The organism is Rhodococcus sp. AH-ZY2, from assembly GCF_030916465.1.
Lineage (GTDB): Bacteria > Actinomycetota > Actinomycetes > Mycobacteriales > Mycobacteriaceae > Rhodococcus > Rhodococcus ruber.
In genome coordinates this window covers 3,127,149-3,139,506 of the sequence record NZ_CP126458.1, presented here as the reverse complement: position 1 = coordinate 3,139,506, position 12,358 = coordinate 3,127,149, and the positions used below count along the sequence as shown (strand labels likewise).

Annotated in this window: 12 protein-coding genes; 9 read left to right on the top strand and 3 right to left on the bottom strand. The window is 70.6% G+C overall.

The features are described from left to right. Nucleotides 1–2: 2 nt before the first annotated feature. The 3 genes from tsaB to tsaD are packed head-to-tail and all read left to right on the top strand — an operon-like array spanning nucleotide 3 to nucleotide 2,235. Nucleotides 3–707: a tRNA (adenosine(37)-N6)-threonylcarbamoyltransferase complex dimerization subunit type 1 TsaB gene (gene tsaB / locus QNA09_RS15540; RefSeq protein ID WP_017679650.1), complete on the top strand. Its 705-nt coding sequence runs from the start codon at nucleotides 3–5 to the stop codon at nucleotides 705–707. Beyond that, nucleotides 704–1,198 (top strand): ribosomal protein S18-alanine N-acetyltransferase, encoded by a 495-nt coding sequence (gene rimI / locus QNA09_RS15535; RefSeq protein WP_010595571.1) that lies wholly within the window; start codon nucleotides 704–706, stop codon nucleotides 1,196–1,198. Before tsaB ends, rimI begins: the two co-directional genes overlap by 4 nt. Continuing rightward, nucleotides 1,195–2,235, top strand: coding sequence for a tRNA (adenosine(37)-N6)-threonylcarbamoyltransferase complex transferase subunit TsaD (gene tsaD, locus QNA09_RS15530; RefSeq protein WP_010595570.1), 1,041 nt, complete (start codon nucleotides 1,195–1,197; stop codon nucleotides 2,233–2,235). The genes rimI and tsaD overlap by 4 nt, the downstream gene beginning before the upstream one ends. 29 nt (nucleotides 2,236–2,264) lie before the next feature. On the opposite strand, the gene QNA09_RS15525 is transcribed toward tsaD, so the two are convergent. Beyond that, nucleotides 2,265–3,785, bottom strand: coding sequence for an Hsp70 family protein (locus QNA09_RS15525; RefSeq protein WP_225223063.1), 1,521 nt, complete (start codon nucleotides 3,783–3,785; stop codon nucleotides 2,265–2,267). Nucleotides 3,786–4,482: 697 nt separating this feature from the next. On the opposite strand from QNA09_RS15525, the gene groES reads away from it, so the two are divergent. Both groES and groL read left to right on the top strand, forming a co-directional pair. Continuing rightward, entirely contained in the window at nucleotides 4,483–4,785 is a 303-nt protein-coding gene (gene groES, locus QNA09_RS15520) for a co-chaperone GroES (protein WP_003938034.1), read from the top strand. An 86-nt stretch (nucleotides 4,786–4,871) separates the two neighbouring features. Next, entirely contained in the window at nucleotides 4,872–6,488 is a 1,617-nt protein-coding gene (gene groL, locus QNA09_RS15515) for a chaperonin GroEL (RefSeq protein ID WP_048773469.1), read from the top strand. 111 nt (nucleotides 6,489–6,599) lie between these two features. Here the strand turns inward: groL and QNA09_RS15510 are convergent, their stop codons facing one another. After that, nucleotides 6,600–6,893 carry a WhiB family transcriptional regulator gene (locus QNA09_RS15510; protein ID WP_010595567.1) on the bottom strand — a complete coding sequence of 98 codons (294 nt, stop codon included), beginning with the start codon at nucleotides 6,891–6,893 and terminating at the stop codon, nucleotides 6,600–6,602. A gap of 500 nt (nucleotides 6,894–7,393) precedes the next feature. Between QNA09_RS15510 and QNA09_RS15505 the strand changes: the two genes are divergently transcribed. The 3 genes from QNA09_RS15505 to QNA09_RS15495 all read left to right on the top strand — a co-directional run bounded on the left by QNA09_RS15505 (nucleotide 7,394) and on the right by QNA09_RS15495 (nucleotide 9,996). Continuing rightward, the gene (locus QNA09_RS15505) at nucleotides 7,394–8,236 is read left to right on the top strand and encodes a hypothetical protein (protein WP_010595566.1); all 843 of its coding nucleotides are present in this window, start codon (nucleotides 7,394–7,396) and stop codon (nucleotides 8,234–8,236) included. 121 nt (nucleotides 8,237–8,357) lie between these two features. After that, nucleotides 8,358–8,936 (top strand): sigma-70 family RNA polymerase sigma factor, encoded by a 579-nt coding sequence (locus QNA09_RS15500; RefSeq protein ID WP_010595565.1) that lies wholly within the window; start codon nucleotides 8,358–8,360, stop codon nucleotides 8,934–8,936. After that, the gene (locus QNA09_RS15495; RefSeq protein WP_010595564.1) at nucleotides 8,929–9,996 is read left to right on the top strand and encodes an anti-sigma-D factor RsdA; all 1,068 of its coding nucleotides are present in this window, start codon (nucleotides 8,929–8,931) and stop codon (nucleotides 9,994–9,996) included. Before QNA09_RS15500 ends, QNA09_RS15495 begins: the two co-directional genes overlap by 8 nt. An 84-nt stretch (nucleotides 9,997–10,080) precedes the next feature. Here QNA09_RS15495 and QNA09_RS15490 read toward each other — a convergent pair whose 3' ends face one another. Beyond that, nucleotides 10,081–10,491: a DUF5319 domain-containing protein gene (locus QNA09_RS15490; RefSeq protein WP_003938028.1), complete on the bottom strand. Its 411-nt coding sequence runs from the start codon at nucleotides 10,489–10,491 to the stop codon at nucleotides 10,081–10,083. Between the two features lie 276 nt (nucleotides 10,492–10,767). Between QNA09_RS15490 and guaB the strand changes: the two genes are divergently transcribed. Then, nucleotides 10,768–12,291: an IMP dehydrogenase gene (gene guaB, locus QNA09_RS15485; RefSeq protein WP_029540128.1), complete on the top strand. Its 1,524-nt coding sequence runs from the start codon at nucleotides 10,768–10,770 to the stop codon at nucleotides 12,289–12,291. Nucleotides 12,292–12,358: the final 67 nt, after the last annotated feature.

Genomic DNA, 12,358 nt, shown 5'->3' with positions numbered 1-12,358 from the left:
TCGTGCTCGTTCTCGCCGTGGATACCGCCACCCCCGCCGTCACCGCAGGTCTCGTCCGGGTGGACGACCGCGGTGAACCAGGGACCGCCGGCATCGAGACGCTGGCCGTGCGGGTCACGGACGATCCACGCGCCCATGCCGAGGTACTGACCCCGCAGATCCTCGAGTGTCTGTCGTCCACCGGGCGCACGCCGGCCGATCTCGACGCCGTCGTCGTCGGTGTCGGCCCGGGGCCGTTCACCGGGTTGCGCGTGGGCATGGCGACCGCCGCTGCCTTCGGCGACGCCCTCGACGTGCCGGTGTACGGCGTGTGCAGTCTCGACGCGATCGCGGCCGACGTCCTGGGTGCGGACGCCGACGGTACGGGGCCGGGAGCCGGCGAGAGTGCCGGTGATCTTCTCGTCGTCACCGACGCTCGTCGCCGCGAGGTGTACTGGGCGCGGTACTCCGGCGGCGTCCGCCTCGAGGGGCCGGGGGTGTGCAGGCCGGCGGATCTGAAGGCGGAGCCGTCGCAGCGGATCGCGGGATCCCGCCCGCACGTCGACCTGTTCGAGCTGCCCGCGCATTCGGTGGCCACACCCTCCCCGGCAGGGCTGGTCGCCGTGGCCGTCGCGGACCTGCTCGCCGGGGTGGAGCCCGAGCCCCTGGTGCCCCTGTACCTGCGCCGCCCGGACGCGGTGGAGACGGCGGACCGGAAGAAGAAATGACCACCCACGACCCTCGTCCCCTCGTCGACGCGCTGCAGCCGTCCGACGTCGCCCGGTGCGCTGAGCTGGAACGGATCCTGTTCCCCGGTGACGACCCGTGGAGCGCCGACGCGTTCCGTGCCGAGCTGGCGGCACCGCAGAACCACTACGTCGCCGCCCGGGACGAGGAAGGCCGGCTCATCGGCTACGCCGGTCTCGCGCGTCTCGGCACCGCGGTTCATCCGGAATCGGAGGTCCACACCATCGGGGTGGACCCACGACAGCGGCGCCGCGGCGTCGGTGGCGCGTTGCTCGCCGAGCTGTTGCGGACGGCCGACGCCTGGGGCGGTCCCGTGTTCCTCGAGGTGCGCACCGACAACGACGCAGCGATCGCGCTGTACCGCCGGGAGGGTTTCGAGATCGTCGGGACGAGGAAGCGGTACTACCAGCCGAGCGGGGCCGACGCGTACACCATGTGCCGGCCGGACCGGCGGAAGGAGTCACAGTCGTGATCGTGATGGGGATCGAGAGTTCCTGCGACGAGACGGGCGTGGGCATCGTCCGGTGGGTCGGCGACGGCACGCTCGACCTGCTCGCCGACGAGGTGGCCTCGAGCGTCGACGAACACGCCCGCTTCGGTGGCGTCGTCCCGGAGATCGCGTCCCGCGCGCACCTCGAGGCGATCGTTCCGACCATGCGACGGGCGCTGGCTGCCGCCGGTGTCACCAAGCCCGACGCCGTGTGCGTGACGATCGGGCCCGGTCTCGCCGGCGCACTGCTCGTCGGTGTCGCGGCAGCCAAGGCGTATGCGGCGGCGTGGGACGTGCCGTTCTACGCGATCAACCATCTCGGTGGGCACGTCGCCGTGGACACCATCGAACACGGACCGATGCCACCGTGCGTGGCGCTGCTGGTCTCCGGCGGGCACACCCACCTGCTGCACGTCGAGGATCTCGGCCGTCAGCCGATCGTCGAGCTGGGCACGACGGTCGACGACGCGGCCGGCGAGGCGTTCGACAAGGTCGCCCGGCTGCTCGGACTCGGTTTCCCGGGCGGTCCCGCGCTGGACCGGGCCGCACAGAACGGTGACCGCACCGCGGTGGTGTTCCCGCGGGGGATGACGGGGCCGCGCGACGCCCGGCACGACTTCTCCTTCTCCGGGCTCAAGACGGCTGTCGCGCGGTTCGTCGAGGCGCGCGAGCGCTCCGGCGAGCCGGTCCCGCTCGAGGACGTGGCGGCCGGTTTCCAGGAAGCGGTCGCCGACGTGCTGACGATGAAGGCGGTGCGGGCCGCGCAGGACGTGGGCGTGGACACGCTGGTCCTCGGCGGTGGAGCCACTGCCAATTCCCGCCTGCGTGAGCTCGCCGAGGAGCGCTGCGCGGCCGCCGGGATCGCGCTGCGGGTGCCGCGGCCGCGCCTGTGCACCGACAACGGGGTGATGATCGCCGCGCTGGGAGCGCATCTGATCGCCGGGGGCGCCCAGCCCTCCGCGCTCACCGTCGGCACCGATCCCGGCCTGCCGGTCGAGATCGCCCAGGTGCCTGCCTGACCCGACGCTGCGGGGATCGGCGGGCGCGATCAGGCGGCCGGTGACGGTTCGATGAGAGGCGGTGACGTGCTCGTCGCCTCCTCCGCCGGGGCCGCGGTCGAGGAGGTCTCGGTCGTCGTCTCGGGTGGTGCGAACTCGGACGGCGGCGCGGACGTCGTCGAGCTCGGTGTCGTGCTCTCGGACGGCGTCGTGCCGGGCAGCGTCGGCAGCGGGACGGTCGGCAGCGGAACGCTCGGGAGGGTTCCCGGCAACTGCCACGGCCGGTCGGTGCCGGGGACGTCCGCAGGCGACTCGGGCCGCTCGCTCGTCGTCGATTCCGGTGTGCTGGGCGGCGTGGTCGTCGCCGGCGTGGTCGTCGACGACTCGGGCACGGTGGGAGTGGGATAGGGCACCGGCGTGTCCGTGCGTGCGTAGCCGTTGTCGGCAGCTGTCGTGGTGACGGCGGCGTGGGGATCCTCGGAGGGGATCTGCGTGTGTCCGGTGTCGGGGACGGCCGCCGCCGGCTGGGTCGTGGCCTGGCCGCTGGTCCCGGCGGGGGACACGGCGGTGTCGTCGGACGCGATCTGGTCGGTCGCATAGCCCGCGACGAGCGCACCGATCACGAGCGCCCCGGCGAGGGCACCGGAGACCTTGCCGCCGGGGGTGCCCGCCGTCGGGGTCGAGGCACCTACCGACGGATAGGAGGACAGTCGTGACGACGCGGCGAGCAGCGCGGCGCCGTGGGCCGCGGCGGTGGCCGGTTCCGGCACCACCGCGACGGGGCCGGCGAAGGCCGAGGTCACGGCGTCGGCCAGAGCCGGCATCGCCGCTGCGCCGCCCACGAGCGCCAGCATCTGCGGCCGCGGTTCGGTGTGGCAGACCCGCCGGGTGAACGTCGCCGCGGTGTCGCTGAGATCGGCCACCATCTCGTCGAGTTCCGTGCGGGTCAGGGGCACCGCCGGTCCGGCGTCACCGAGTTCGATCCGGGTCGTGGACGCCTCTCCGAGGGCCTCGAGTGCGCCCTGACAGCGCACCGTCAGCAGGGCGGGGTCGATCGGGATGCGGCCACGGGTACGGCCGATCCGGCGGCGCACGTGGTCGTAGACGCGGGCACGGACGGCTCCGCCCCCGACGTCCCCGGTCCGGGCCGAGCGCAGCATCGACCCGGACCGTCGGTCGACGACGGAGACGGTGAATCCCGACGCCCCCAGGTCGGCGACGGCGAGGGTGTCGGCGGTGTCGACGAGCCCGGTGCTGTTCAGGTAGGCGAGCACGGCCGTCGTCTCCGGAACCAGATGGACGATGTGGCCGTCGCGCACCGACGCGGAGCGGATCGCCTCCGCGTGCTCGGAGGTTCGATAGGCCACCGCCACCGCGTCGGGGACGGCGTGTCCGTCGATCTGGGTGCTCATGAGGGAGAGGGCATCGATGACGAGGTCGCCCAGGTCGCCGGCGGTCTCGGGATCGGCGGCGAGAAATCGGTACTCGGTGGTGTGCTCTCCCGGCCCCTCGACGACGAGGGCCGAGCCCACTCCGGAAGCGCCGGTGGAAATTCCCAGCGACGTGCGCATAGTTCCCCTCCCGTGCGTGACCGGCGGACAGGGACGCGGTCGAGCCGCAAAGTCACCGAATGGTCACGCGTTCGGTCTCCGTTATCCGAACGTAACAGACGGGGGTGTGCGGGCGCGCGCCGAAAACCGCCGATCTCGGCCCGCCCGGCGGCGCGGCGGCGCGGCGTCCCTGTTCCGCCACACGCGCCCGACGTCGGTGCCGGGCGCGGGTGGTTCGTCCGTTCGGCCGCTGTCGTCCCAGCTCGGAGCCGTACTCTCGGAGGGCGGCGCGAGTGGAGCGTCGTGGGCACGGGTGCCGAACGGACGTCATCTCGGCAGGGGAGCACCCGCGGCTCGGTTCCGGGTACGAATGGTCACAGTTCGGTCTCCTCGGTTGCGGACGCGACGGGCACGTGCGGGGTCGGCGGCCCGCGGTGGGTCCGGAGCCCGACGAACGGGGTGCACTCGTGCGGAGGTCGCCCGGGTGGGGGCCCGCTCGTCGCGGTCGTGGTGCGTCCGAGGCGACACGAGCGCATTCAGCACCCTCTGCCCTTGAGCGCTGGCACTCGCGTGTATAGAGTGCTAGTCGACGCCGAGCGTGTTCCGGCACCCGCGACGACGGGACTACGCGCGGAGTCACCGTGGTGACTGAACAAACCCTGTCCGAGGACGACAAGAGGCCTCGGACCATCGAACCCCTGAAAGTGGAGGGCTCATCGTGGCGAGCGTGAACATCAAGCCGCTCGAGGACAAGATCCTCGTCCAGGCCAACGAGGCCGAGACGACGACTGCCTCCGGCCTGGTCATCCCGGACACGGCGAAGGAGAAGCCCCAGGAGGGCACCGTCGTCGCCGTCGGCCCCGGCCGCTGGGACGACGAGGGTGAGAAGCGCATCCCCCTCGATGTCAAGGAAGGCGACGTCGTCATCTACAGCAAGTACGGCGGAACCGAGATCAAGTACGCCGGCCAGGAGTACCTGATCCTGTCGGCTCGCGACGTGCTGGCCGTCGTCGCCAAGTAAGCCGCACGCATTCCGCCCCGGAGTTCCGCCTCGGACCCGGGGCGGAGTCCGTTCCGGATCCTTCGTTCCAGGAGTAGTCGGAGAACATGTCCAAGCAAATCGAGTTCAACGAGACCGCGCGGCGGGCACTCGAGCGTGGCGTCGATCAGCTCGCCGACGCCGTCAAGGTCACCCTCGGCCCGCGTGGGCGGCACGTGGTGCTCGCCAAGGCGTTCGGCGGCCCGACCGTCACCAACGACGGTGTCAGCATCGCCCGGGAGATCGAGCTGGAGGACCCGTTCGAGAACCTCGGCGCCCAGCTGGTCAAGAGCGTGGCCACCAAGACCAACGACGTCGCCGGTGACGGCACCACCACCGCCACCGTGCTCGCCCAGGCCATCATCAAGGCCGGCCTGAAGAACGTCGCGGCCGGCGCCAACCCCATCGCACTCGGCAACGGCATCGGCCGGGCCGCCGAGAAGGTGTCGGAGGCGCTCCTTGCCGCCGCCACCCCGGTCGAGGGCAAGGAGGCCATCGCCCAGGTCGCCACCGTCTCCTCGCGCGACGAGGAGATCGGCAACATGGTCGGCGAGGCCCTGAGCACCGTCGGCAAGGACGGTGTCGTCACCGTCGAGGAATCCTCGACGCTCCAGACCGAGCTCGTCGTCACCGAGGGCGTCCAGTTCGACAAGGGCTTCCTGTCGCCCTACTTCATCACCGACATCGACGCACAGCAGGCGGTGCTCGAGGATGCCGTCATCCTCCTCTACCGCGACAAGATCGGCTCCCTGCCCGATTTCCTGCCGCTGCTCGAGAAGATCGCCGAGAACGGCAAGCCCGTCCTGATCATCGCGGAGGACGTCGAGGGGGAGGTGCTCTCCACCCTCGTGGTCAACTCCATCCGCAAGACCCTCAAGGCCGTCGCGGTCAAGGCGCCGTTCTTCGGTGACCGCCGCAAGGCGTTCCTCGACGACCTCGCCGTCGTCACCGCCGGCACCGTCATCAACTCCGACGTCGGGTTGACCCTGAAGGATGCCGGTCTCGACCTGCTCGGTTCGGCCCGCCGGGTGGTGGTCACCAAGGACAGCACCACGATCGTGGACGGTGCCGGTACGCAACAGGACATCGAGAACCGCGTCGCGCAGCTGCGTCGCGAGATCGAGGCCACCGATTCCGACTGGGACCGGGAGAAGCTCGAGGAGCGGCTCGCGAAGCTCTCCGGCGGCGTCGCGGTGATCAAGGTGGGTGCAGCCACCGAGACCGACCTCAAGGAGCGCAAGTTCCGTGTCGAGGACGCTGTCAACGCCGCCAAGGCCGCGGTCGAAGAGGGCATCGTGCCCGGTGGTGGTTCGGCGCTCGTGCAGGCCGCCCGGGAGCTGGACGCGCTCGAGAACTCGCTCTCGGGTGACGAGGCCACGGGTGTCGCCGTGCTGCGCGCCGCGCTCGCGGCCCCGCTGTACTGGATCGCCGCTAACGCCGGCCTCGACGGGTCGGTCGTGGTGAACAAGGTGTCCGAGGCCCCCGCCGGGTCCGGGTTCAACGCAGCCACCCTCACCTACGGTGACCTGCTCGCCGACGGTGTCGTGGATCCGGTCAAGGTGACCCGGTCCGCGGTCGTCAACGCGTCCTCGGTGGCGCGGATGGTGCTGACCACGGAGAGCGCCGTCGTCGACAAGCCGGAGGAGGCGCCCGAGGCCGGTCACGGCCACGGTCACGCTCACTAGCGAGCCGGGTGCCCGGCCGCGGAGTCGGCCGGGTACCCGGGAACTGCGAAGCCCCGCACGGAACAATCCGTGCGGGGCTTCGTCGTCTCGTGGTGTCGTCCGGCGGGCCGGTCAGACCGCGATCCGCCGTCGTCGGTGCCGCGCGTACATCTCCCGTTCGGTCTCGGACATGCCGCCCCAGATGCCGTACGGCTCGGACACCGCCAGAGCGTGCTCCCGGCACTGCACGAGCACCGGGCACTGCCGGCACATCTCCTTGGCCCGGCTCTCGCGCTGCGCCCTGGCCCGGCCGCGCTCACCGTCCGGGTGGAAGAACATCGAGGAGTCCACCCCACGACACAGTCCGTGCATCTGCCAATCCCAGACGTCCGCGTTCGGTCCGGGCAAGTGGTGTGGTGCAGGCATGGGTACTCCTTTGCAGCGTGCTCGCCCGAGGCGAGCGGACCGTGGGCGGAAGGTCTTTCCCCCCAAAGCAGTTGTTCAGGCTTCGTAACCGTAAAGGTGGCGAGGAAATGGAGTCAACACTTTCGCGGAGTGGCAATTTCCATATCCCGATCTGCGAGAATTAACCGCCGAAATATTTACATCGTGGCTGATCCGTGATTGTGTCCTGAGGGTGTGCGCCTCCACGGTGCGTGCCGTCCTCCGGTTCCCGGAATGGCCCCGATCAGGGACTATAGGCCCTGCGCTGGGTGCCGGAAGGCATCCGTCCGGTTCGCCGGGGCCGAAAATTGCCACGGCGTGCGCATCTTTCGTACCGACACCGTGTCTGTAATTAACAAAACGTAAACCGGATGTTCAACCGGCCGAAGCACGGAAGTAATTGATGCGCCGTCGGTGCATATTTCTCGGAATGCACTCCACCTCCCCGCCGGACGGAGGCGAAGGGGTGCGATCATGGCCTCGTGCCCGTCACCGCCCTGCCGTCCGACACGTCCACGCTCGCCTCGGCGGCATTCGGTGCCCGGCCGGACCTGTTCCCTCTCCCGCCCGGCGGGGATCGCGTCGCGTCGTGGCACCGGGCCGTCGCCCTGGGCGGTCAGGGTCGCTACGCCGCCGCCCGCGCGGAGCTGACCCGGCTCCGCCGCGCCACGGGTCCGGACGGAGCGCTCGCGTCCCTGGCGGCGAGCACCGAGGCGTCGCTGCTGCGTCAGCTCGGCCGGCACCGCGAGGCCGCCGTCCTCGACGGACGGGCGGCCGCGGCGCTCGCCGACGCCCCGCGGTATTCCTCGTGGACCGTCGAGGCTCGGTGCGACGCCCTCACGGGGCTGGCGGCGGACGCGCTCGGGTGCGGCCGGATCCGGCCGGCCGTCCGGCTGCTGGACCGTTGCGCTGCCGCTCTCGACGCCGCCGAAGGCGTGCACGGCGCGGTGTTCCGGCGCCAGCGTGTGCGCCTGCACTGGGTCTGCGCGGAGACTGCCCTGGCCTCCGGGGACTTCGCCACCGCCCGTCGGCGTTCGGCTGCGGCCGCGGCCGAGGCCGAACGCAGCGGCTCGGTCCGGCACCTGGTCAAATCCGATCTGCTGCGGGCCGCCTCGTGGACCGGGGAGTCCGATCTCACGCCCGCCCGGGACCTGTGCCTCGACGTACTCGACCGTAGTACCGCGCTCGGTCTGGTCCCGCTGCGCTGGGCGGCCGCGATGCTGTGGGACGGGCTCGGGGGCGGGGAGGCGGCTCGGCGCGTGCGCGACGAGTCGGCGGCACTCGTCGTCCGGCGCGGTGGGAGATTCGCAACGATCCGGGTCTAGAAGCCATCCGTGCGTCCGTTCCGTCCGGTCGTGTCGCTAGTCTGGGGATGTTCCACTGCAAGTGGAAGCACACCCGGCCGGGGGGTCGTGTCACTTTGTAACGCCAGGACTTGCGCAATCGATGACTGTCATGGGTGAGGAGTTGGACTCCGCTGTCGCTGCGGCTGCGCAGGGAGATCGGACGGCCCTCGCTCAGGTTCTGAGAACCATCCGGCCCTTGGTCGTCCGGTACTGCCGGGCACGGGTCGGAGCCGCGGAGCGTGGCCAGCTCTCCGCGGACGACGTAGCGCAGGAGGTGTGCCTGGCCGTGATGACGGCGTTGCCGCGGTATCAGGACCAGGGACGCCCCTTCATGGCATTCGTGTACGGGATCGCGGCACACAAGGTCGCCGACGCGCACCGCAGCGCCGCCCGCAACCGGGCGGATCCGGTCGCGGAGGTACCCGAGTCGATGTCGCTGGACGACAGTCCGGAGGAGCAGGCGCTCAATGCGGAGACGAGCCGGCAGATGAAGCAGCTGCTGGGCACGCTTCCGGAGAAGCAGCGGGAGATCTTGGTCCTGCGGCTCGTGGTGGGCCTGTCCGCGGAAGAAACGGCAGCAGCGGTGGGAAGTACGGCAGGGGCCATTCGAGTGGCGCAGCACCGTGCCATCGCCCGACTGAAGAAGGAAGTGACGAGAGCAGGTGAGAGAAATGGGTAGGAAGCACGGCGCGGATGACGATTTCTTCGCCGATCTCGCCGACGACGGCACCCCCGTGGACATTGCGGCCGTGCGCCGTGACGACGCCCTCATCGACGCGATCTCCGGGGACGGACCGGTGCCCACCGAGACGACCGAGGAATACGAGCTCGCCACCCTTCTTGCGGGCTGGCGTGCCGAGATCCTGGCCGATCCGCTTCCTTCCGAGCCGGATCTCGACGAGATCGTCGCCGCGGTCAACCGGGAGATCGGTGCCCGCGACGCACTCGCCGAGCGCCGCTCCCGCGCCCGCACCCAGCTCCGCCTGATCCGGCCCATCGCCGGCGCCGCCGCCCTGATCGCCATCGCCGTCGGTGGTGCGACCGCCGTGTCCTACCAGGCCGAACCCGGCGACCCGCTGTGGAGTGTCAAGCAGGTCGTCTTCAGTGAGCAGGCCGAGTCGACGGTCGCCCGGATCGACACCGCCTCCACGCTGCAGGAGGCCGAGCAGCGGCTCGCCGTCGGCGACACGGAAGGCGCGCAGGAACTGATCCAGTCGGCGCAGCAGCGGTCCGGATCGGTCACCGACGCCGGCCAGCGGGACCAGCTGGGTGACTGGGTGCAGCGGCTCACCACCGAGTTGAGCAAGCTCCTTCCGCCCCCGCCTCCGCCCGTGCTGCCCGCGCCCCCGGTCCAGTCGACGCAGGTGATTCCCGCGCCGGTGCCGACCACTCCGACGACCCCGTCGACCGTGGACCCCACCATCGCCGGTACGACACCCGGTACGGGAACGGTCCCCCCGGCGACGTCCACTGAGGCACCCGGCGTCGATCTGGTGCCGCCGTCGTCGCAGCCGGCACCCAGTCCGGAACCGTCCCCCGTCACTCCGCCCCCGTCCACCGGACCGACGAGCCCACCGGTGACGCCGGAGCCCACCACCGCGCCGACCGCTGCGCCGACCACGACCCCGTCGGCGTCGGCACCGGCGCCGTCCACCTCGCTGGAGCAGCAGTCGATCAGCCAGACGATCACCGCGGTGCCCGCACCTTCGGAGTACACGGTGCCCGCACCTTCGGAGTAGACGTGACGAGAAGGGCCCGCCGGACGTGTGTCCCGGCGGGCCCTTCCCGTGGTGCGGAGGCTTCTTCTGGTGCGGAGGCTTCTTCTAGGAGTCGAGGCCGTACGGGTCGACCGGTAGCGCCTCGTTCATCGACGCATCCGCGTAGCCGCGGCAGTAGTCCCATGTCACATAGGCATCGGGGGAGGGATCGTAGGCCGGCTCGTGCGGCCGGACCGTACCGTCGACAAGCAACTGCAGCAGGTTCGCCCGCAGCATGTCCCAGTCGTGGTAGTGATCCTGATGGCAGTCCTCGCAGCACACCACCAGGCCGCGGACGCCGCGCGGCGACAGCAGCGCTTCGTACACCGCGAGGTCGGCAAGATCCTCCTCGACGGCCAGCCGCTCGGCAGGGTCGAGCGGCTGACCCGGCTCGATGGCGTCCAGTGCGGCGGACGGATCGTCGGGATCTCCAGCGAATGGGTCCGGTGGCAGACCGGGAGGCAACTGATCACGCACGACTCCACGGTACGCAGTCCGACGGGGTCCGCGCCAGCCGTCACACCGTGGACTTCCCGCGGACCTTCGTGTACGCGTGCGGATGCGCGTGTGTGCCGGTCCCGGTGAACCGATACGATAGTTCACGAGCAGGGCATCGTTGTTCGGAGCGTCCGGGGAACGGTGCGCACCGCTCGCACCATTGTCTTTCACGACATTGTGTTCCGTAATCACCGATGCCGGGCCGGGGGCCACCCGCCCGCACCGTATCGACGCGTCATGGAGGGTCCGAACCGCATGAGGAGTACCGGAGGGCACGTGCATACCGGCGGTGACGACCCGGACAAGGTCGCCATGCTGGGTCTGACCTTCGACGACGTGCTGCTGCTGCCGGCCGCGTCGGACGTCATCCCGAGCCAGGTGGACACGTCGAGCCAGCTGACCCGGGACATCCGTCTCCGGGTTCCGCTGGTCAGTTCCGCGATGGACACCGTCACCGAGTCGCGCATGGCCATCGCGATGGCCCGCGCCGGGGGTATGGGCGTCCTGCACCGCAATCTGTCCGCCGAGGCGCAGGCCGCGCAGGTCGAGACCGTGAAGCGGTCCGAGGCGGGCATGGTCACCGACCCGGTCACCTGCAAGCCGACCGCCACCCTCGCCGAGGTCGACGCCATGTGTGCGCGCTTCCGCATCTCGGGGCTGCCCGTCACCGACGACGAGGGCCAGCTCGTCGGCATCATCACCAACCGGGACATGCGGTTCGAGGTCGACCAGAACCGCCCGGTCGCGGAGGTCATGACCAAGGCGCCGCTGGTGACCGCCCAGGAGGGTGTCACCGCCGAAGCCGCCCTCGGGTTGCTGCGCCGTCACAAGATCGAGAAGCTGCCGATCGTCGACGGGCAGGGTCGCCTGACCGGACTGATCACCGTCAAGGACTTCGTCAAGACCGAGCAGCACCCCGACGCCACCAAGGACCGCGACGGTCGCCTGCTCGTCGGTGCCGCGGTCGGCGTGGGCGACGACGCGTGGTCCCGGGCCATGACCCTGGCGGACGCCGGGGTGGACGTGTTCGTGGTCGACAGCGCCCACGGTCACTCCGCGGGTGTTCTCGGGATGATCGCCAAGCTCAAGGCCGAGGTCGGCGATCGGGTCCAGATCATCGGCGGCAACGTCGCGACCCGGGCGGGTGCCGCAGCGCTCATCGAGGCCGGTGTGGACGCCGTGAAGGTCGGCGTGGGTCCCGGCTCCATCTGCACCACCCGCGTCATCGCGGGCGTCGGCGCGCCGCAGATCACCGCCATCCTCGAGGCCGTCGCCGCCGCCAAGCCCGCGGGCGTCCCGGTCATCGCCGACGGCGGCCTGCAGTTCTCCGGCGACGTCGCCAAGGCGCTCGCCGCCGGCGCCTCCACGGCCATGCTCGGCTCCCTGCTGGCCGGCACGGCCGAATCGCCGGGTGAGTTGATCCTCGTCAACGGCAAGCAGTTCAAGAGCTACCGCGGCATGGGTTCGCTCGGCGCGATGCAGAGCCGGGGCGCGGGCAAGTCGTACTCGAAGGACCGTTACTTCCAGGACGACGTGCTCTCCGAGGACAAGCTGGTGCCCGAGGGCATCGAAGGTCGTGTGCCGTTCCGCGGTCCGCTGCAGCAGGTCACGCACCAGCTGATCGGCGGCCTGCGGGCAGCGATGGGCTACGCCGGTGCCGCCACCATCGAACAACTGCAGGAGGCGCAGTTCGTGCAGATCACGGCGGCGGGTCTGAAGGAGAGCCATCCCCACGACATCACGATCACGGCCGAAGCGCCGAACTACGTGGTTCGGTAGAGCAGTGGTTCGGTAGAGCAAGAGTCCGCGATCGGCCCCCGCCGGAGTGTCCGGTGGGGGCATCTAC

Excerpts from the sequence above, each read along its gene's own strand:
- rimI (WP_010595571.1), top strand. The coding sequence starts at position 704 with ATGACCACCCACGACCCTCGTCCCCTCGTCGACGCGCTGCAGCCGTCC.
- QNA09_RS15525 (WP_225223063.1), bottom strand. The coding sequence starts at position 3,785 with ATGCGCACGTCGCTGGGAATTTCCACCGGCGCTTCCGGAGTGGGCTCG.
- groL (WP_048773469.1), top strand. The coding sequence starts at position 4,872 with ATGTCCAAGCAAATCGAGTTCAACGAGACCGCGCGGCGGGCACTCGAG.
- QNA09_RS15510 (WP_010595567.1), bottom strand. The coding sequence starts at position 6,893 with ATGCCTGCACCACACCACTTGCCCGGACCGAACGCGGACGTCTGGGAT.
- QNA09_RS15500 (WP_010595565.1), top strand. The coding sequence starts at position 8,358 with ATGACTGTCATGGGTGAGGAGTTGGACTCCGCTGTCGCTGCGGCTGCG.
- QNA09_RS15495 (WP_010595564.1), top strand. The coding sequence starts at position 8,929 with ATGGGTAGGAAGCACGGCGCGGATGACGATTTCTTCGCCGATCTCGCC.
- guaB (WP_029540128.1), top strand. The coding sequence starts at position 10,768 with ATGAGGAGTACCGGAGGGCACGTGCATACCGGCGGTGACGACCCGGAC.